This window comes from Verrucomicrobium sp. BvORR034, from assembly GCF_000739635.1.
Taxonomy (GTDB): Bacteria; Verrucomicrobiota; Verrucomicrobiia; order Verrucomicrobiales; family Verrucomicrobiaceae; genus Verrucomicrobium.
The window spans coordinates 15,418-35,134 of sequence record NZ_BATQ01000178.1 but is presented as its reverse complement, the minus strand read 5'-3'; the positions used below and the strand labels follow the sequence as shown (position 1 = coordinate 35,134).

Below are 19,717 nucleotides of genomic sequence, written 5' to 3'. Positions count from 1 at the left end.
AACCGTCTCTGCCTGATCCCCATGGGTGGAAGCAATCGCTCCTTCTTTCGCACTTCCTCACGTCATCCATGAACAGCAAGACCAATGATATGCGCCGCCGGACGCTGATCCGTGCTCTGGGGATTCCGCTGACCTTGGTGGTGTCAGCATGGGCTGTTACAGCTCGCGGTCAGGCCACGACGGGCTGGAGCCCGACTGCCGGTGGCACGTACTCTTACTCCGACACGAGCAACTGGGCGGGCAGCACCATCAATGGAGTGTGGCACAGTTCGCTTGCGGTGGCGGGTGGACAGACGATTACTGTGAACTCGGATCTGGCACCGGGCTATGGGTTGACCTTCAACTACACGGGCAACTCAGGGATCACGCTACGGGGAACGGGAGGGAATCGCACTTTCAAGCTCGGAGGGGACATCGTGCACACCGCCGGTGCCAGTGCGACCATCCTCTTTGGATCCACCGGTACGAACGAGGCTCTTAACATCGACCTCGGCGGCGTGGTCCGCAATTTCACGGTGGGAGCAAGCCGCACGCTGGGGTTCGTCAATGCGATATCAAACGGAGGCATCATCGCCAACGGTGGAACGCTGAACTTCTCCGGTGCCAATACCTATGAAGGTTCCACCACGATTCTCTCCGGCACCTTCTCCCTGAACGGTGCTGCCGGTAGTTCCGCCAATTCTGATTTCCTGGTGAAGTTCAATGGGGGCAGCCAGACCACCCTTCGATTCAACAGTAGCACCAGTGGAAACACGGGCGTCACCCGGGCAAAAAGTGTGACCTTGAACGGAGTCGGTCGCAGTGATGGCGTCCTCCTGACCGTCTCAGGAAATGCCGGAGCGAACTCAAACGACACCATCACCGATGCCCTCACTGCGGAGGAGGGCTACGCCGTCGTGACCCTCACTCCGAATGCGGCCAAGAATACGCGGCTCACTGCAGGCACGCTGGTGCGGGAGGCGGGCAGCACCTTGCTGGTCCGGGGGCAGAATCTCGGAGTGAACGTTGCAGCAGACCTCGTGGCGGACTCCTCGAACCTCATGCTCGATGAAACTCCTGATCTCGCTGGCAGCGGGGCGGTGGGGTCATCTACCGTTGGCATCCTGAAAGGCGTGTACGGTGCCACCACCACGGGAGGTTCTGGAACGGGGCTGGTCACCTATGATGACGACAAGGGTGTGCGGTTGTTGAACACGAGCACAGAATACACCGCCGCCATCGTCAGCGGCCAGACCCAGCAGGACAACGTGCTGTACACCCGCACCTCGGGGAGTGCCTCGCAGGACATAACTCTCGGGGCCGGTGTGACCTCGATCAACTCGCTGTCGTTCAATCTCACAGGTGCAGGAACCAACACTGGCGTCACCATCTCCGGTGCTGGTGCCACCCTGCGGGTTCACAGCGGCGTGATCTTCGCCAATCAAGCGGTCACCACCGCCGCAGCAACGGATGTGATGCTCCTCAGCGTGGCCACCCTGGACCTCAATGGTCAGGAGGGTGTCATCCTGGCCTTCACCAACGGCGTCAACAACAGCAATACGAACGCCCCTCTCCAGATCAACAGCGTCATCACCAATGATGGCGGCAAGGGGGTCACCTTTGGCGGCACCGGGCAGATTGTGCTGGGCGGTTCTGAGGCTAACACCTACACGGGCACCACCACTTTGAACAGCGGCATCCTTCGCCTCAACAAATCCGTGGCCAATACCGGTCTCACGACCGATTTGGTGATGAACGGCGGCACCCTGCTCAAGAACAGCAATGCCATCGCAGACACCGCCAGTGTCACCATTAACGCCGGTACTTTCTGGATGGACAGCACTTCAAGCAGCGGCAACAACAACCACACCGAGACGATCAACAACTTCACCATGAACGGCGGCTCCTTCGGCAACCACGGCAGCAATGCCACTTTCAACATCAACGGCAATGCCACCCTCACCAACGGTGAGCTGGGCATGAATGCGGGAGGAGATATCACCGTGCTGGGCACCACCACGCTGTCCGGCGGAGTGCTGCGCGCCAAGGAGTCCTCCAGCACCTCCACCTTTACCGGCCTCACCTCCTTGAAGGAACTGATCATCAACAACGTTGCTTCTGGTGCCTACACCGCCATTATCGTGAACAGCAATGCCACCAACAAAGGGGCCCAGTTGACGCTGGGCGGAGACATCACGTTCAACGGCAATACCAGCAACCAGGAGACGGTGAAGATCGCCACTTCGAATGCTGCAGATGCCAATCAGGGGGTGGTACGCCTCGACGGCACCCGCACCTTCAACATCGGCGATGGTGCGGCCGCCGCCGACCTCACGGTGGAAACCTCCCTCACGGATGCCACTGCTGCCGGAGGCTTGAACAAGACCGGGGCTGGCACCCTCGCGCTCAAAGGCGACAGCACCTACACAGGTGCCACCACGGTGGACCAAGGCCGCCTGCTGGTGAACAACACTACGGGTTCCGGCACCGGGTTGGGCAACCTCACCGTGAGTGCGGGGGCCACTCTGGGAGGCACGGGGCGCGTGGTCGCCGCTGCGGGCAAGAGCCTGACTTTTCACGGCTTGCTGGATGTGGGCGATTCCACCTTGCCCACGCCTGCGGCAGCAGATTTCGAACTGCGCGGGGACACCATCACCTTTAGCTCCACCTCCCGGCTGGAGTTTGACCTCTTTGGCGGCAGCGGCGATGGATTGGGAAATAACATCGTGGGGGTGGATGCAGACCTGCTGCTCTTCGGCACCGGTCAGGGCCTTGTGGATATCGCTTCCGGTGCGGCATTGCATGTGGACGCGGCCGATACCATGACCGCCTGGGCGGTGGGGGATACCTGGAAGCTGATCGACTGGTCGCAGGTCTCCGGGACCTCCGGGAGCTTCGCTTTCAGCTCCAGTGTGGACGGTCTCCTGGCGGGCATGGGTCTGGCGTGGGACACTTCCCAACTGCACTCGCAGGGCACCATCTCCATCGCCGCGGTTCCTGAGCCATCGCGGGCCTTGATGGCGTTTGCGGCCTTGATTGCCGCCGCCTTTCGCCGGAGCCGGCCCAGGGGGACGCGGTCTTCCTGGCAACCTGCGTGGTGCGCCGCGCTTCTTGCATTCATGTGTGTGGGCGTGATGGGCGTGAACGCCCAGGAACCTGCGCCGAAGACAAATCTCGTTAGCAATGGCGACTTCACGCTCGATGCCGATGGCGACTCCTGGCCGGATGGCTGGGGCAAGGGCACAGGTCTTTCCTGGGAGAAGGATGAGGCAGGCAAGCCATTTTTCCGCATCACTGCCACTGAGTCCGGCAAGATGCTCTCTGCCTATCGTGAAGTCCCCATCCCGGCAGGCGTGCTGGGGATCGAAGTGGCTTTCAAGTATCGCACCGCAGACGTCAAGAAGGGCAAGCAGAGCTGGAATGATGCACGGGCCATGTTTCATTTCCTGAACCAGGCGCGGGAGCAGGTGAAACCCACGCCATCCCCCATTGTCTTCTCCACCAGGGCGGCGGAGTGGACAGAGATCAGTCGCACTTACATGGTGCCAGAGGGCGTCGCGGCCCTGCAGATGATGCCCAGCCTCTTCCAGACGGAGTCGGGACGTCTCGATTTCGCCGAGATTCGTGTTGTTCCATTGAACCCGGAGCAGATTGAGGCGCTGAAGAAGGCCGATGCTGAACGGGCCGCCAAGAAGGCGGAGATGGATGCCAAGGTCGCGGCAAAACGTCGTGAGCAGGCGGCGGCTTTGCTGGCCAAGGAAGGCACCCTCCTCAGCAACGGCAACTTTGAGACTGAGAACAAAAAGAAGGATTCGCCCGAAGGCTGGGGCAAAGGCGGCGGCATCTCCTGGGAGAAGGAAGAGAGCGATGGGAACCGCTTCATCCGCCTTACCAGTCTCACGCCAGGCAAAACCGTGCTTCTCTTTCGCGACTGTCCGGTGCCGGAAGGCGCGGCGGCCCTGGAGATGACCTGGAAGCAACGCATCACCGGATTGAAGAAAGGCCCCAAGCCCTGGTTTGATGCGCGCATCATGCTGGAGTTCAAAGGCGCTGACGGCAAGACGCTGCCAAGCAAGCCCGCCCCGCCGTATTCTCAAAAGGACACAGATGGCTGGGTCGAAAAACGGACCGAGTTCCTGGTGCCCGCAGAAGCGGTATCCGTAGTGGTCATGCCCGCGTTGTTTGAAGTGAAGAGCGGCAGCTTTGACCTCGATAACATCCTGCTCAAGCCTACCGATGCCAATGTGCTCCTCGCCAAGCAAAAGGAGCGCGAGATCCTGGCGGAGAAATCTCGTGTGCCCCTTGAAGAGCCCAACCAGGCCAAGTGGCCCCCGGCGATCCGTGCCGAGGGCAACCGCATTGTCACGGTGGACGGAGGCAAGGAAGTCTGGCTCCAGGGCCTGAACGTGCCCAGCCTGGAGTGGAGCCTGCGCGGAGAGCAGGTGTACAAGTCCGTGGTGGTGGCAATTGATGAATGGAAGGGCAACGTGATCCGCCTGCCCATCAAAGACGACTACTGGTTTGGCAAAGACCTCGAAGACGGTGGCAAAGCCTATCGTGCGGTCGTAGATCAAGTCATCACGCTGGCGTCAAATCGTGGCGCGTATGTGGTGCTGGATTTGCACCGCTACCGCGCACCGCGGAAGGAGTTCCTGGACTTCTGGAAGGATGCGGCTGAGCGCTACAAAAACCATCCCGCCTTGATTTTTGACCTGATGAACGAGCCTCACGGCGTCACCTGGGAGGTCTGGCGCGATGGCGGGTTCGTGGAAGAGAAACGCAAAGACGGCGATGAGGATGCTTTCCTCACTCCCGAGGAGAAGCTGCACAACAAGCATGGTTTCCAGTCACCCGGCATGCAGGCCATGCTGGACGCCGTGCGCTCTACCGGGGCCAAGAACATGGTGCTCGTAGGAGGTCTGGACTACGCCTATCAGCTGGATGGCATCATCAATGGATTCGGCCTCAAAGACGAAGGTGGCCAGGGCATCATCTATGCCTGTCATATTTATCCCTGGAAGCGCGGGTGGCAGAAGTACCTGCTTGATGCCGCGGAGAAGTATCCCATCCTGTTGGGAGAAGTGGGTGCCGATGCCAAGAAGATGGACTTCATGCCGCATGAGATGCAGGAGAATGCTGAGACCTGGGTGCCCGACATTTTGGGGCTGATCCAGAAGCATCGGTTGAACTGGACCGGCTGGTGCTTCCACCCCAGCGCCAGCCCCCGCATGCTTGTGGACTGGAACTATACGCCCACGCCCGTTTGGGGCCAACCCGCCAAGGAGGCGCTCGCCGGGAAGAAGTTTGAGCTGCATGGGAAGTTGCGGTGAGGAAGAGGAGTGGTCGCCCGGGACGAAAATTTCGGCACCAGCACTGTAGAAGAACCGTCCCGGTTTTTGTTCATCGAACCACCAAGCACCTTGTCGTCGCCTCATTCCAGCAGCCTGACGCCAAAGGCGTCAAACAATGTAGCCCAGGGTCAGGCCAGGCACGAGCCGCCACCCTGGGTACACGGGCGGTTTGACCCGAACTCCGAAGCGAGTTCTACAAATCGTGGCAGTATCCCTGAGGTGTCCACCGCATGCAGTTCAGCGGCCTTCGGGTGATTTGGGCAGTTTGTTGAACTCCCTTGGAGTTCCGAGACTTTCCTGTCGATACCCAGGGCGGCGACCGCTTCGCGGTCTGACCCTGGGCTATTTTGTATCACGCCGTTGGCGTGGAGAAAATGCGAGATTGGCGGCCAAAGCTCAGGAGAAGCGCGACTGAACAGCCTGAAGCCTGTGACTACTTTTCAGCGCAAGCACTGTAGTAAAACCGTCCCGGTTCTTGTTCCTCGAATCACCCAGCGCACCCAAGAGCCGAGACGGCTCTTCTACATTCATTCATACACCTCCAGCCGGTAAGGGAGGGGGGATCTCCGGTCCCGCTGGTGACCGAAGCGGCAGACTCACGTTCGCCGTTGGTTCATCAAACCGCATGCCGCCTCAGTCACCCCGCGACTGAGCGGGGCTGGGAACCCCCGCCTCCTGTATGCTGTGAAATCTCCGCTGTGTTATCGTGATCCTATGAGACGCGGCGCTCCTGCAGTATCGCGTTTCCGGGAGAAGCCCACTCCTACTTCTCAGCCCCTGAATCCTTCACCACCGTCACCTGCAGGTTCTCAAACGAGAAATCGCCGCCTTCACCGTTGGCGATGCGCACGCCATCGATCCGCATGTTGGCATCGGTGCGTCCTTTGAGGATGGGCAGGCCTTCCACGCCCCAGCCTTTGAAGACGTCGAACTCGCCCGTGCGCTGGCGGTAGCGCAGGGTGAATGTTTCCTCGCTCCCCTGGATGGAGAGGTTGTAGGCAGTGCGAACCTCCGCAGGGCCGCGGAACTTCTGCCCAAAGGTCAGCAGCTCCCAGGAGTAGGAGTCTGAACCCTTGTCGCCCAGGAAAAACATCTCACCATTACGGTCAAAGAGGCTGACGCCGGCGAAGCCCTTGGAGTGGAAGAGCGACTTGGGGGATACGGACTTGAAGGACAGGATCACCACCGCCTGGGCATCCTTTTCCACCGGCTTCGCAAACCTCCCCATGAGGTGAATGAAGTTGGAGCCCGCGCTGAACTTGCCGTCCCGGATCATCGGAACGCCCCGGAGCACTTCCCAGGTGCCGGTCAGAGGGGGACGGTCAGCGAACGATTGATCCGGCACATGCTTGAGCATCTCCTTGAAGACCACCTGCCCTTCATCTGCGAGCGAGTTGGGAGTTGATGGCGTTGCAGAAGATTGCACCAGAGGCTGATCACTCGGAGCACGCAGCACCAGCATCTGCCCCGCTGTCAGAGATTGCACACTGGACGGTGCTCCTTTCAACCGGGCTTCCACCCTGCCTTGATCCACCCGCACTTCATGGATCTGGTCCTCAACCTGGGTCGTGAAGACCGTTCCCAGATCCACGACTGTCATCCACGGCAGTTCCACGCTGAAGCCCTTGGCTTGAGGTGGCACCCGGAACCACGCAAAGCCCTTATCGAGCTGGACGCTGTTCTGTCCGGTGATGGAGAAGCGGGCTGGGCTCTTGATGACCGCCTCGACCCCGCTGGGCAGACGAATGGAGACGGACCCGTCCGTCATGGCCACGGCATCGCCGAACCGCAACTGCCCATCGTCAGTGCTCTGGGGGGCAACCGTCTCAAAGACCGAGGTGGGTGAGAACTTCACCGAAGGGACCACGCCCACCGCAGGGGGCTGATTTTGACCGACTTGCCACAGGCCCGCCACGAGCAGCAGCACTGCCAATGCCGCCGCTGCAAGCAGTGTGCGTCGGACGATTGGGGAACGCCAACGCGAGGCGGGGACTGACACGATGGAAGCAGTGGGCTCATTCGCCGCATCCTTCCAGCCTCGATCACGCAGCAATGAATCGATTCTCACCAGGGCGAGATAGCGCTTCAGCAGCGCTGGCTCGGCCTTCATGCGTTCCTGCAAGACTGCAGCCTGCTCGGCAGAGAGTTCGCCCTCGATGAGGAGATTCAGCGCCCGATCCATGTCGGGCGAGTCCTGGGGAGGGGTGTTGTTCATCATGCTTGGAGGCGAAGTTCTATGCAGCGCCGGAGCGTTTCCCGCAGACGGAAAAGACGGGCCTTCAAGGAGCCGCTGCTTAGCCCTTCGTTCTGCGCATATGTCTCGAGGGAGGTCTTGGTTGCGTAGCGGACGTGCAAAAGTTGCTGATCGGCGGCGTTCAGCGAGCTCATGCACTGCCGCAGGGCTTGGAGCTCCTCCTCCGGCTGGCGGATCTCCTCGGCCATCCACCGGCGGTCGATCTGGTCCATCAGCTCATCGTCCAGATTGCTCACCGGAGAGCGGGCCAGCTTGCGGCGCTGGTTCATCACATAGAACCGCGCGATGGTGAAGATCCAGGCCTTGAAGTTGGTCCCCGAGGTGAACTCGTGCTTCTTTTCCCAGATCTTGACCAGGGCCTCTTGCGCCACATCGTCCGCTCCATGGTAGCCGGGCAGCAGAGATCGAACATACTGCTTCAAGGCGAGCGCATGCAGAGCCAGGTTTTCATCAAACGTGCGGGACTCAACCTCAGCCTCCTTCTGCACAGGCGCACGATCAGAGTCGCCGCTGCTGCTTGAAGAGTTGGGGTAGGAGCTGCCCATGAGTTTGATCCCGCTCAAACGGGGCGGAGCGGAGCATCTTGCGGAGCACGTTGCTCCAGCTTCACCTAGGGGTGCGGAGGAAGAAGTGCTCCAGCGCTTCCATCATACCCTCGCTCGCAGGGCGGCTGGCGAGGTAGCCACCGTGCGCCTGCACATGAGCTTTCACCGGATCCAGCGCGTTGCTCGGGCAGGCGATGTTGCCTGCCACACTCGCGTCCAGCATGGGCAGGTCATTGTGATTGTCGCCGGCGGCGAAGATGCGCTCCCGGGGCACGCCGATCATGCGGGCCAGCTCCTGGAGTGCGGTCCCCTTGCTGTAGGAGGAGTGGGTGAAGCGCAGGTAGCGACCGTTGCGATGGTAACCGATGTCCGGATCCCGGGCGGTGCGGACATTGATGAGCTCGCAGATATCATCGAGCTCCAGTTCATCCAGAGCTACAATGCCCACCTGGCCCAAGTCACCCATAAGGAATTCTGCACGGGTGTTCTGCTCCACATGCTGGCGCATCTCCGCGAGGAACAGCCGGTGCTTGTCCACGAAGTGATCGTGCGCACGCCGGGCGCGGGAGTTCCAGGAGCCAAAGTCCTTCCACGGCTTGAAGAAGCCGGGGCGGTAAATCTCGCACTCCTGCGCGATGATGTAGTCCGGCAGCATGAAGAGATGGTGCTGCGCGATGCCCTCCAGGGTCTGGCTCAAGCTGCGACCGGTGTTCACCACCCAGGCCGCCCCTTGGCTTTTGAAATGGCGCAGCATGTCCCCCATGGCCGGATGAAAGGCCGGCTCCCCCTCATGATTGATGAGAGTTCCGTCGAAATCGAAACAGAGCAGGAGCGTGGGCGCGGGCTTGGCCATGAGGGGCTACAGCGGGGGCAGGGGAGGACGTTATAACTAGCGGTTGTCGAAGAAGGGGAAGCGGAAGATCTCCACGAGCCGCCAGGAGACGAGGGCAAACAGCAGCCACTGGGCGGCCAGATAGCTGCGGGTGATCCAAGGGCTGCAGCCCTGCCGGCGGCGCAGGCGGCGCACGATGGACTCCGCGCCCCAGATCAGGCAGAAGACCAGCGGCAGGTACAAGGAAAGCATGAATCGATCTCCGCTGCCGCGCGCGATGGGCGCGTAGAATCCATAGGCCACACAGTAGATCGCCACTGAGCCGAGCACGAACAGCAGAATGGTGACCGTGCCATGGCGGAAGACGACATGCCCGGCGTGCTCCGCCTTGGGGGCCGCGCTGCACAGCACGACCACCAATGCCACCAGCAGTACACCCAGCCAGATGAGGTACACCCCACGCCATTCCAGCAGGGATTTCCAGGGCTTCTGGTTCTCAATCTTCTGGCTGCGCTTGGTCTGCTTGGGCCAGAGGAACTCACTCACGCGATTCCACGTGCCGTCCTGGAGTCGCTGGACAAAGACGTCCGTGCCGTGCGTGTCGATGTACTTCTTGAGCGAGGGCTTGTCCTCGGGCCGCAGGGCCTGGAGGCGCTCCTTCGTGTTGTGCTGCCCCATCCACTCGTAGCAATCGGGGTTGAACTTGTCCATCCACATCCAGTAGGCAGGGTAGGAGTGGAAGGAGTCACCGAACTTTTCCTTCGCATCGGTGAGGCGGGGGCCAATGGTCAGCAGGTGCACCATGCCCAGGATGAGCAGACCCATCAGGTGATTTCGCCAGTGCCACAGGTTGCCATTGGCCAGTACGAAACCGCGACGGCGGGCGCTGACGAGTTCCCAGAGACAACGCAACGTGCTCACTCCCACAAAGACCATGATCAGGGGGGAGACCGAGCCCTTCGCCATGTAGGCGATACCGGAGAGCGCGCCGATCAGCCCGTAGATCCACAGGGTATTATGAGATAGCGCGGAGATGCACGCCACCCAGGTAAGGAAGAAGAAGACAAAGTACAGCGGCTCCGGCTGGAAGTAAGCGGAGCGCGGCAGCAGCGCGCCGAAGCCGCCCAGCAGCATGAGGTTGAGCGAGGCGGGCAGGGAGAAGATGCGGCATGCAGAGAGGCCCAGCATGACCAGGAAAGTGCAGGTCATGAACACATGGAACCAGCGCCCTCGGTTGAAGTAATCCTCATCCTTCTCCGTCACCGTGGCGGCATCTGCCTCCGTCGGGGTGGGATGGTCTGAGGTGGCCAGCCAGGCTGCCACCCAGGGCCACAGGGGGTTCACCACGCCGTCCGTGCGATGCGGGAAAAAATCTGCCAGGGCTTTGGTGAAACCCTTGTTGAAGTCAGGGCTCAGATCCTCCCGGGTCTCCAGCGCCAGGCGGATGTTGTGCTTCTGGTCTCCTCCCAGGATCTGCTGGGCGGTGTGGTTGGTCTGCGAAATGAGCAGCCCCCCCATCTTCACGTACGCGACCACAAAGAGGATGGTCAGCAGGATGAAGCTCAGCCATCGGAAAAGGCCTGAGCTGTCGTCTTTTTTGCGCGGTGCCGCCGCTTCCTTGTCCCCCATGCAGTGCGAGTGAGTGTGTCCTGGTTCGTTGGTGTGTGGGTCGTAAATGACACCGGCTGAACGGATGTACAGGCCGGTTTCTTCGTTCCTGGGGGAAATTGATGAACTGCTTACTGGCTGATCGGGCGCACCTTGATCTCGACGCGGCGGTTCAGGGCCTGTTCGTCCTTTGTGCCATTGGGGTTCACGCGGGACAGGGGGCGGGACTCACCCATGCCGACGGCATCGATGCGGTCATTGCTCAGCTTGAGGGAGCGCATGAGCCAGCCCACCACGGCATTCGCGCGGCGCTGGCTTAGATCGAGGTTGAACTCCGCAGAGCCGATCGTGTCCGTGTGACCCTCGATGATGAAGCGGCTGTTCGGGTTCTTGGTGATCAGGTAGCCCAGCTTCATGAGGCTCAAGCGGGCGTTCTCGGCGAGTTGGTCGCTCCCATATTCGAACAGGAGGTCGGTCGGCAGCATGATGGGCGCAGTGCTGGCATTCACCGCACCACCCTTGGCCAGCAGATCCTCGAGGTTGCTGTACCCGGCCATGGTGCGAGGGGAGCCGTCACCTGCCTTGCTCTGGTTGTTCATGCGGTCCAGCAGTTTGCCGTCCATGCCTTCCAACTCCTTGTCCAGGGGCTTGGCGGGGAGCACGAGTTGCTGGTCAGACACAGCTTGCCGCAGGGCGGAGCTCTTGATGGCGTCCATGGAGCTGGCCAGATCCGGACCGGGGGCCAAGTCCGCAATCGCCGCCATGGAGGGCGCGTGGGCTGGATTTGTTGCGTTGGGGTTGGACTTGGGGGCCAGGAAGTTGGTCACCTTGTCCACGTCAGGTGTGAGGTCCAGCGGCTTGTCCTCGGGGATCATTTCCGCAATGTCCTGCAGATCTGCCTTCAACTGCGGCTCCGCCTTGTCCGAGGGGGCGATCAGGTCTGGAATGTGCTGGATGGCCTGCTGCTCCTTGAGCGCCTCCGGATTGATGGCAATGCGATCCGCCTTGGCCTTGGTCTGGGTGACCGGCAGCATGCTCTTGCCGAAATCTACCGTGCTGAAGAAGTAGTACAGCCACCAATGGAAAAGGACCGCCAGCACGAAGGCAAACAGCAGCCACAACCGCAGGCTCCACGACCAGCGTTCAAACTTGAACGCCGCGCGGCGGTTGTTCGACCAGGGATAGGTCTGGGTGGACATGGTGACTAGGGTAGCACGTTCAGAAGGCCGGGAAACCGGCATTTCGGTAAATGGTGAGAGGTAAGTGGTAAGCAGTGGAATTAACCCGAAGGCCGGGTCAGCACTCAATTTCGGCTTGAACGTCCAACACCTTGACAACTGACGCACTGCCTACTGACCACTGGACCGGTAAACGAAGACCAAGATTCCCTTTCCTTCGCTCAAAACAGCCTTATTTTACGAACTGGGTCGGTCGGAGGCTGTCGCTGTCAGATGTCGCAAGGCAATTGAGAGAGGAAAGTCCGGACACCTCAGGGCAGTGTGCCGTGTGAAAACGCGGGGGCTGGCGGCGTAAGCTTCCGGTCACGGAAAGTGTCACAGAAAACATACCGCCGCGGGCAACTGCGGTAAGGGTGAAAAGGCGAGGTAAGAGCTCACCGCTCCGACTGAAAGGAAGGAGGCAGGACAAACCCCACACGGTGCAAGACAGAACAGGGGAAACGGCCCGCCCTGGCCGCACCGGCTCCGCAAGGAGTTGGGATAACCCCGGGTATTAGTCGCACCTCGCGCAAAGCGGGGAGCACGGGACGCAAGCCCCGGGCTAGAGAAATGACCGCCACCTTCTGCGGCAACGCGGGAGGCACAGAATCCGGCTTACACCGGCCGGCCCAGGCCCTTCCCGCTTCGCGGGAGACACAAGACTTCAAGACGAAAGACGCAAGACTTGAGGTCAGGGGAGGGCTGGGGGCGATTGGACGATTTGTCCGCATCGGTCCCGAAGGTTTGAAGTTCTTCCACGACAGTGACGGCAGGGTTGGAGTACCGCATTTATGCGGCTCAGGACGAACGTTCGCTGAGGTGACGAGCGGGGCCGACATTGATCCGCCGTTGCACGTCTCACCCTTCGCTCCCAAACCGGCTGAGGACAGCCGGACTACGCTCCAACCTCCGCCGACAGGCAAAAAAAGGCCGCCAGTCTCCTGGCGGCCTTTTGAACAATTCACATCATCTCTCTCGCCTTACGCATTCGCCCGCAGGATCTGCGCGAGCACGTATGGCAGGATGCCGCCAGCGCGGTAGTAGTCGATTTCCACCGGCGTATCGAGGCGGACGATGACGGGCACATTGAAGGTCACGCCATCAGCCTGGGTGACTTTCAGCGTCGCTTCGCTCATGGGCTTGATGTCATTGGACACTCCCAGGAGGCTGAAGGTGGCATCGGTCAGGCCCTTTACCTTGTCGTAATCTTCCTTGTTCACGAAGTTGCAGGGCAGCACGCCCATGCCCACGAGGTTCGAGCGGTGAATGCGCTCGAAGGACTTCGTGATCACGGCTTTCACGCCCAGCAGGTTCGTGCCCTTGGCGGCCCAGTCGCGGCTGGAGCCCATGCCGTAGTCTTCGCCACCGAGGATGACGAGCGGTACGCCCGCAGCCTTGTACTGCTCAGCGGCGTCGTAGATTGGCAGCACTTCTGCCGCCTCGGCGGAGACGCCGGGACCGCTGAAGTACTTGGTGATGCCGCCCTCAATGCCAGGAACCATGAGGTTCTTGATACGCACGTTGGCGAAGGTGCCGCGGGTCATGACGCGGTCGTTGCCGCGGCGGGAGCCATAGCTGTTGAAATCCGCCTGGGTCACTTGGTTCTCCAGGAGGTACTTCCCGGCGGGGCTGTCCTTCTTGATGTTGCCCGCAGGGGAGATGTGGTCCGTCGTGACGCTGTCGCTGAAGATGCCGAGCGGACGAGCGCCGTGGATCTCGTTGATGTCGCTGGGCTCCATGCTGAATTTGTCGAAGAACGGAGGCTCCTGGATGTAGGTGGAGTCGCGATCCCAGTCGTACACGAGGCCCACGCTGGAGGGGATCTCATTCCACTTGGGGTTCTGCTCGGCAAAGCCCGTGTAGAGCTTCTGGAACACATCGGGAGCCAGGGCGCTGGCCATGGCCGCACCGATTTCCTCGCTGCTGGGCCAGATGTCTGCCAGCAGGACGGGCTGGCCGTCGCTGCCTGTGCCGAGAGGTTCCTTGGAAAGGTCCACGTCCACGGTGCCGGCGATGGCATAGGCCACCACAAGCGGGGGGGACATGAGGAAGTTTGCCTTGATGCTCTGGTGCACGCGGGCTTCGAAGTTGCGGTTGCCAGAGAGCACGCTGGCAGCCACGACATCTTCGCTGCGCACCACGTTCTCAATGCCGGGGTCGAGCGGGCCGGAGTTGCCGATGCAGGTGGTGCAGCCGTAGCCCACGGTCTGGAAGCCGAGCTGGTCCAGTTCCGTCTGGAGGCCGGTCTTCTCAAGGTAGTCCGTCACCACGCGGGAGCCGGGTCCGAGGGAGGTCTTCACGGAAGGCTTCACTGTCAGGCCCTTCGCGTTGGCCTTCTTGGCCAGGAGGCCGGCGGCCAGCATCACGCTTGGGTTGCTGGTATTGGTGCAGCTCGTGATGGCGGCGATGAGCACGGAGCCATGTGTGATGCTGTCCTTCACGCCGTCCTTGCTGTCCACGGTCACCTCATACTGGCCGTTCAGAGAAGGCTTGCCGAAGCCATCTGGGGTGGGAGCCACAAGGAGGGACTCAAACTTCTCCTTGAGGGCTGATACGTCGATGCGGTCCTGCGGGCGCTTGGGACCGGCCACGCCGGGCTTCACGGTGGACATGTCGAGTTCCACCACCTGGGTGTACTCGATCTCGTCACCTTCCTGGATGCCCCAGAGGCCTTGGGCCTTGTAGTAGTTTTCCACCGTTCCGCAGAGTTCGGCCGACCGACCGGTGCCGGTGAGGTAGGCGATAGTGGCCTCGTCGATGCCGAAGAAGCCCATGGTCGCGCCGTACTCCGGGGCCATGTTGGCGATTGTCGCACGGTCCGGCACGCTGAGCGCACGGGCACCGGGGCCGAAGAATTCGACAAACTTGCCCACCACCTTCGTTTTGCGGAGCACTTCGGTCACGCGCAGCACGAGGTCAGTCGCGGTCACGCCAGGCTGAAGGGCACCGGTCAGGCGCATGCCCACCACTTCTGGCACCAGGAAGGTCACCGGCTGGCCCAGCATACCGGCCTCAGCTTCGATGCCGCCCACGCCCCAACCGACGACGCCCAGGCCGTTGATCATGGTCGTGTGGGAGTCCGTACCGACAAGGCTGTCTGGATAGAACACATTCTCTTTCTCCAGCACGCCCTTGGCGAGGTACTCCAGGTTCACCTGGTGCACGATACCGATGCCGGGAGGCACCACTTTGAAGGTGTCGAAAGCCTGCTCACCCCACTTGAGGAACTTGTAGCGCTCGCGGTTGCGGTGGAATTCGAGGTCGAGGTTGCGGTTGAGGGAGTCCTGAGTGCCGGCGAAGTCCACCTGCACAGAGTGGTCCACCACCAGATCCACGGGAACGAGCGGCTCGATCATCTTTGGGTTCTTGCCCATGGCATGCACGGCAGAGCGCATGGCGGCCAGGTCCACCAGAAGGGGCACCCCGGTGAAGTCTTGCAGCACGATGCGGGCGACCGTGAAGGGAATTTCGTAGTCGCCGGGGGCCTTGGCATTCCAGTTGGCCAGGTTCTGCACGTCCTTCAGCGTCACCTTTTTCCCGTCCAGATTACGAACCAGGGACTCCAACACCACGCGGATGCTCACTGGCAACTTGGAGACCGGCCCTACTCCTTGCTTCTCCAGTTCAGGCAACGAGTAGAACTTTCCGTCCGTATTGGACCCGGTCTTGAAGGTGCGGAGCGCGTCGAGAGACATGGCAATCTGAGGTTAAAGAGAATAAAAACTTAGCAAAGGCGGACAGAGGGGCAAGTGCCGCCTGCAACGCAGTTTGCAGTGGGCGGGAAATTTCAGGCCAAGCATTTTACATTCCTAAGCCGGGAATTTGATTTCACTCCCGTAGTTTTTGCAGGTAACGGTAAATCGGCTTGTTTTGGATGATTCTTTTCTCGTAGATTTCCAGCATGAAAATCATCGGAATTGAATCCATGACCGGCCAGGAGTTGGGACATGAACTGGACCGGGGCGGCCGGTTTGTGATTTACGAATACACTTTCTCCGTGCTGATCATGACCTTCAAAAGGTCCAGCGACATCTATTTTCTCAAAGGAGGACAGAGCGCCGTGGCCAAAGGTCTGGCTTTTTCCGCCCTGACGTTCCTCTTCGGCTGGTGGGGCATCCCTTGGGGACCCATCTATTCCATCGGCAGCCTCATCACCAACTTCAGCGGTGGGAAGAACATCACGAATGAAGTGCTTGCTGCGATGCAGCAGTAAAAGTTTCAGTTTGCAGCGGGCCGGTTTGCCGTCCCTCTGGGGCCAGCCTTTCATCGAAGGGTATGCGGCGGTCTGAATCCACAAAAAAGCGGTGAAGCAGCCCCAGAGGCCACTCTCACCGCTACTTTTCACTTTTTACTGGCTACTTTTTCTTCACCTGCGCCGGAATCTCGCGCCACTTGCCCTGCGTGAACTCGCGGGCGGTGAAGACCCAGATGGCGACTTTCTTCTTGGACCAGAAGTCCGGGTTTTTGGCCGTGGTGCGGGCGATTTCCACGCGCGGGCCATCGGCACCCCCGGCCTGCATGGTGAACTCCTGCACCGGCGTGCCAAGGGCGACTTGGAGGTGATCCACAAAACCGCCCTGGGTGTCCAGCATGTTGCCGCCTTTGCGGAAGACCTGCAGATGGCTGTCTCCCAGCACCACGATGGGGCTGGCGGGGCTGCTTTCCACGGTGGTCACGCTGCTACCTGCGCCCAGGCCGGCCCGGGAGATGGGGAGTTTTTCTTTGGCTACAGAACCCTTCTGGGCGTCCGTCAGGAGGTCGCCGTGATACTCACGGGTTTCAGCAGGCAGGGTGGTGAGGCCAGCCACCTTGGCGGCGGTCACTTCCGGCAGCGCTTTGTACTTGGCCGCAACGAGGTTGGCCACCAACTGGCAGGCCGCAGGAGACCAGTGCGAATCCGTGGCGCAGTAGAGTTGATTGGCAGGCTCAGCGGTGCGGACTTTCTTGAACTCCGCTTCCAGATCGAGGGCCTCCACTCCTTCTGCCTTCAGCTTGGCAAGGAAAGGGGCCAGGGCGGGCACGCTGGCGGCATCGACCTTGGCATCGAGCTTCTCGGGATAGATCGAGGCCTTGGCGGGTACCGGGACCACCAGAAGCTCCACACCGAGCGCCTTCAGTTCCTTGGCGTATTTGGCAATGACCGGCACCGGGTCCGTGCCTTCCTTGTTGGCTTTGGCGAGGTCAGCGGCAGCCAGATCTCCGTGCTGCAAGTGCTCCAGTTCACGGCGCAAGAAAAACCAGTTGCTGTCGCCCTTGCCGGGGACGGACAGATCGGTGGGGGCCGAGGCGGCGAGAGCCCCTTTCACGACCGTGGTGAAGTCTTCAGCCTGGGTGCCAGTGGGGGCAAGCAGGGCAGCGCAGAGAAGGGCAAGCGTGGAGGAGGTGAGGCGGAGTTTCATGCAGCAATTACACAAAAGAGCAGGAGATGAATTAACGGGAAAAATGAACGTGTCTTCATCTTTCGAATGAAGAAAGCGCGGGGTTGCCCCTATTTGGCAGATGTCACCTTGGGTGAGGACACGTCAAACCACGACTCAAGGTCGAAGGCTGTCGTATCGTCCATCACTCGCTCACCATTCAGGTGACCGTGAGCGGACTGCCGTTCCACCACGAGTTCGTAGGTCTGGTCTTCGGTACGGGGAAAGCCCTGCACCGGTTCACGACCCAGCATGCCCCAGTGCTTCACGAGCAGCCGTTTCTCCGTGGTGGGGAAGTCGCCTTCCAGGACCTCCTGCACTTCATACACGTAGGCAACCAGGGCGCTGGTGTAGGGCTCGATGCCCTCTGCAGTGGGCATGGCGGAAGTCTCCACCAAGCGGGCTTTCACCCGCACGCGAGGCGGGGTGGCTGGCAGGCTGTTGATGCGCACCTGGGCACTGGCGCCATGCGCCGCGGCTTGGTCTGCGGCCAGAGCATGGTCATGCAGGGCCACTTGCAAAAGGCCACCCTGCCAGCCGCCGCCAAAGGTGATGGAATCACTTGGTGCGGGAACGGCGTCGGCAGGAGACGGTTGAAGCTCCACGGACTGGCCATCGACATACAGTGTGAAACCCGCCTCCGAGCGTGTCACCATCAGGTGGAAGGGTTTGGTGGGAAGGGGTTGGGCGGATTTCCAAGCCTCACCAGCGACTTTGGAGACAGTGAGCTGTCCATTGCGCAGTTGGAGATTCATCCCGGGCGCGCGGAACACCTGAGCGCCTTGGTCTGCGGGGGGCTCACTTGCACTACCGCTCGTCGCCTCAAAAGCAGCTGGCAGAACGATTGCTTCGAAACTGGCCGGGGCGTGATCTCGAAAGTGCGCGATGGCTGGTGCGGCGGCCTCCTCCTCCATGACAAAACTGCCACCATCTAGGAGCATCTCATTACAACGGCCAAAGCGGGCAGCGCCCTGGCTGTCCAGCCGGGCTTCCAGCTTCTGCCCTGAGCGGTCGCGGAAGGTGTTGAGCGCTTCGCGGTCCCTCCAGACCAGGAGCAGACCGCTGTTTTCCACAGGCCAATTGCCTGCAGTAGCAGCGGAGCGGGCACCGCTGCCGATCTGGTATCCCGCCAGGGCGGCTTCTCCTGCACCAGCGATCCATACTTCCGGGTACGCATCCCCTTGCTTGTCTTTGGTGACGCGGAGCCACGACTCCACTTTGTCGGCCTGCGGGGTGAGTTTCCCCAGGTAGATCTCTGCCGTGCCGCCTCCTTTGTTGATGACGTTTCCAGAGGAGTTCTTCTCCTTGGAGTAGGGGCCGGTGAGCGTGATAAAACGCGCGTGGTTCGTCCAGCGGGGGTGGTACATCTCCCGACCCTTCACGCCGGGGGCGTCGTTGAACTTCAAGGACCACGACTTGGCACCGTCATCTGCGTACATGGTCACGCTCTTGTGCTCGCCATCGAAGACCCAGCTCAGGCCGCTGTTGTCTGGTGCATAAGCCGTCCAACAGCCGTTGAGCAGCTTCTTGGCCTGCCACTGACCGTTCTCCTGCACCAGGACGCCGGCGTTCGGCCAGGGGAAGAGGGCGCTGGCCCGGGTGCCATCGCGGGAGAACTGAATGTTGTCCGGCGTGATGTAGCTGTCGTCGTAGATAAGCTCTTCCTTGGTGGGGTCCTCTATCTGGAAGCGCACCAGTCGCTGAGCCTCCAGGGACAGCCACTTGGTGGCGCGGAGATTTCTCACGGCATACACCCACTCAATCCCTGTTTTGGGATCCCGCCAGCACTGGGTGGCATAGCCATCCAGCACACGCACGGGCTTGGTGCCCCGCCAGTCCGTCTTGTAGATGTAAGGCTTGTAGTGCTTCTTCCCGCCCTTGCGTACGGTGTTCTTGTCTGTGAAGAGAATGGTCTTCCCATCTGTGCTGATGAGCGGACGGGAGTAGTTACCCGGCTTCTCCAGGATTTCGCGGATGCCCAGACCGTTGCGAGTGTCGATGCCCACGAGGACGAGGTCCTCAGAGACGGCGAAGGTGTCGGACGCTCCTTTTTTGCGGGCCTGGGTCCAGACGATGCGGGTGTGATTGCCGGTGAAGGCCTCCACTTCTTTGGACAGCTCGTCTTTGGGGCTATCCAGTTCCTTGAGCTTGATCTGGCCCGGTTTGCCTTTGCTGCCTTTGTCCTCGTCTTTGCAGGAGGCGAGCAGGAGTACAGGCAGGGTGCAGGCCGCGAGGACGCAACGGCGGAGCGGGAGGGAGCAGGGGATAAACAGCACTTTAAAAAGAGGGGCGATGTATTGGGGCGGTCTCGCCAGGGTATCGGCGTCGAGAGCGCTCAGCGTGGTAAAAAGGTCGTCTGACCGGCAGACAGACCCGCCGCAGCGCCTGATCGTAGTCGGGGCTGCAGGCAGAATGGGGCAATGTCACCGTATCACGGGGGAGTGCAAGACCCCGGGAGAATGGTGCTGCCACAGAGCTGGCGGGCGATCATCATTACGGAGTTTTCCGTAGGTT

General features: G+C 60.8%; 10 protein-coding genes and 1 other RNA gene. 3 read left to right on the top strand and 8 right to left on the bottom strand.

The annotated features are described in order from the left end of the window. Nucleotides 1-68 precede the first annotated feature (68 nt). Nucleotides 69-5,309 carry a cellulase family glycosylhydrolase gene (locus BV034_RS35355; RefSeq protein WP_081888272.1) on the top strand — a complete coding sequence of 1,747 codons (5,241 nt, stop codon included), beginning with the start codon at nt 69-71 and terminating at the stop codon, nt 5,307-5,309. A 784-nt stretch (nt 5,310-6,093) separates the two neighbouring features. Here BV034_RS35355 and BV034_RS31505 read toward each other — a convergent pair. The 5 genes from BV034_RS31505 to BV034_RS31485 all read right to left on the bottom strand — a co-directional run bounded on the left by BV034_RS31505 (nt 6,094) and on the right by BV034_RS31485 (nt 11,768). Continuing rightward, nucleotides 6,094-7,548 carry a FecR domain-containing protein gene (locus BV034_RS31505; protein ID WP_050030916.1) on the bottom strand — a complete coding sequence of 485 codons (1,455 nt, stop codon included), beginning with the start codon at nt 7,546-7,548 and terminating at the stop codon, nt 6,094-6,096. After that, complete coding sequence (locus BV034_RS31500) at nt 7,545-8,129, bottom strand: sigma-70 family RNA polymerase sigma factor (RefSeq protein WP_050030915.1); 585 nt, start codon at nt 8,127-8,129, stop codon at nt 7,545-7,547. Before BV034_RS31500 ends, BV034_RS31505 begins: the two co-directional genes overlap by 4 nt. Nucleotides 8,130-8,190: 61 nt before the next feature. Further along, entirely contained in the window at nt 8,191-8,982 is a 792-nt protein-coding gene (locus BV034_RS31495) for an HAD family hydrolase (protein ID WP_050030914.1), read from the bottom strand. 36 nt (nt 8,983-9,018) lie between these two features. Then, the gene (locus BV034_RS31490; RefSeq protein ID WP_050030913.1) at nt 9,019-10,590 is read right to left on the bottom strand and encodes a hypothetical protein; all 1,572 of its coding nucleotides are present in this window, start codon (nt 10,588-10,590) and stop codon (nt 9,019-9,021) included. A gap of 110 nt (nt 10,591-10,700) precedes the next feature. Then, nucleotides 10,701-11,768: an OmpA family protein gene (locus BV034_RS31485; RefSeq protein ID WP_050030912.1), complete on the bottom strand. Its 1,068-nt coding sequence runs from the start codon at nt 11,766-11,768 to the stop codon at nt 10,701-10,703. A 224-nt stretch (nt 11,769-11,992) separates the two neighbouring features. On the opposite strand from BV034_RS31485, the gene rnpB reads away from it, so the two are divergent. Beyond that, an RNA gene (gene rnpB, locus BV034_RS31565) (RNase P RNA component class A) lies at nt 11,993-12,422 on the top strand. A 344-nt stretch (nt 12,423-12,766) separates the two neighbouring features. Here the strand turns inward: rnpB and acnA are convergent. After that, entirely contained in the window at nt 12,767-15,481 is a 2,715-nt protein-coding gene (gene acnA / locus BV034_RS31480) for an aconitate hydratase AcnA (protein WP_050030911.1), read from the bottom strand. A gap of 206 nt (nt 15,482-15,687) precedes the next feature. Here acnA and BV034_RS31475 point away from each other — a divergent pair, with 206 nt between their 5' ends. Further along, nucleotides 15,688-15,999 (top strand): hypothetical protein, encoded by a 312-nt coding sequence (locus BV034_RS31475; protein WP_050030910.1) that lies wholly within the window; start codon nt 15,688-15,690, stop codon nt 15,997-15,999. A gap of 142 nt (nt 16,000-16,141) precedes the next feature. Here BV034_RS31475 and BV034_RS31470 read toward each other — a convergent pair whose 3' ends face one another. After that, entirely contained in the window at nt 16,142-17,185 is a 1,044-nt protein-coding gene (locus tag BV034_RS31470) for a hypothetical protein (RefSeq protein WP_050030909.1), read from the bottom strand. An 89-nt stretch (nt 17,186-17,274) separates the two neighbouring features. Next, nucleotides 17,275-19,479 (bottom strand): hypothetical protein, encoded by a 2,205-nt coding sequence (locus tag BV034_RS31465; protein ID WP_050030908.1) that lies wholly within the window; start codon nt 19,477-19,479, stop codon nt 17,275-17,277. Nucleotides 19,480-19,717: the final 238 nt, after the last annotated feature.

Excerpts from the sequence above, each read along its gene's own strand:
- BV034_RS35355 (WP_081888272.1), top strand. The coding sequence starts at position 69 with ATGAACAGCAAGACCAATGATATGCGCCGCCGGACGCTGATCCGTGCT.
- BV034_RS31505 (WP_050030916.1), bottom strand. The coding sequence starts at position 7,548 with ATGATGAACAACACCCCTCCCCAGGACTCGCCCGACATGGATCGGGCG.
- BV034_RS31500 (WP_050030915.1), bottom strand. The coding sequence starts at position 8,129 with ATGGGCAGCTCCTACCCCAACTCTTCAAGCAGCAGCGGCGACTCTGAT.
- BV034_RS31495 (WP_050030914.1), bottom strand. The coding sequence starts at position 8,982 with ATGGCCAAGCCCGCGCCCACGCTCCTGCTCTGTTTCGATTTCGACGGA.
- BV034_RS31490 (WP_050030913.1), bottom strand. The coding sequence starts at position 10,590 with ATGGGGGACAAGGAAGCGGCGGCACCGCGCAAAAAAGACGACAGCTCA.
- BV034_RS31485 (WP_050030912.1), bottom strand. The coding sequence starts at position 11,768 with ATGTCCACCCAGACCTATCCCTGGTCGAACAACCGCCGCGCGGCGTTC.
- acnA (WP_050030911.1), bottom strand. The coding sequence starts at position 15,481 with ATGTCTCTCGACGCGCTCCGCACCTTCAAGACCGGGTCCAATACGGAC.
- BV034_RS31475 (WP_050030910.1), top strand. The coding sequence starts at position 15,688 with ATGAAAATCATCGGAATTGAATCCATGACCGGCCAGGAGTTGGGACAT.
- BV034_RS31470 (WP_050030909.1), bottom strand. The coding sequence starts at position 17,185 with ATGAAACTCCGCCTCACCTCCTCCACGCTTGCCCTTCTCTGCGCTGCC.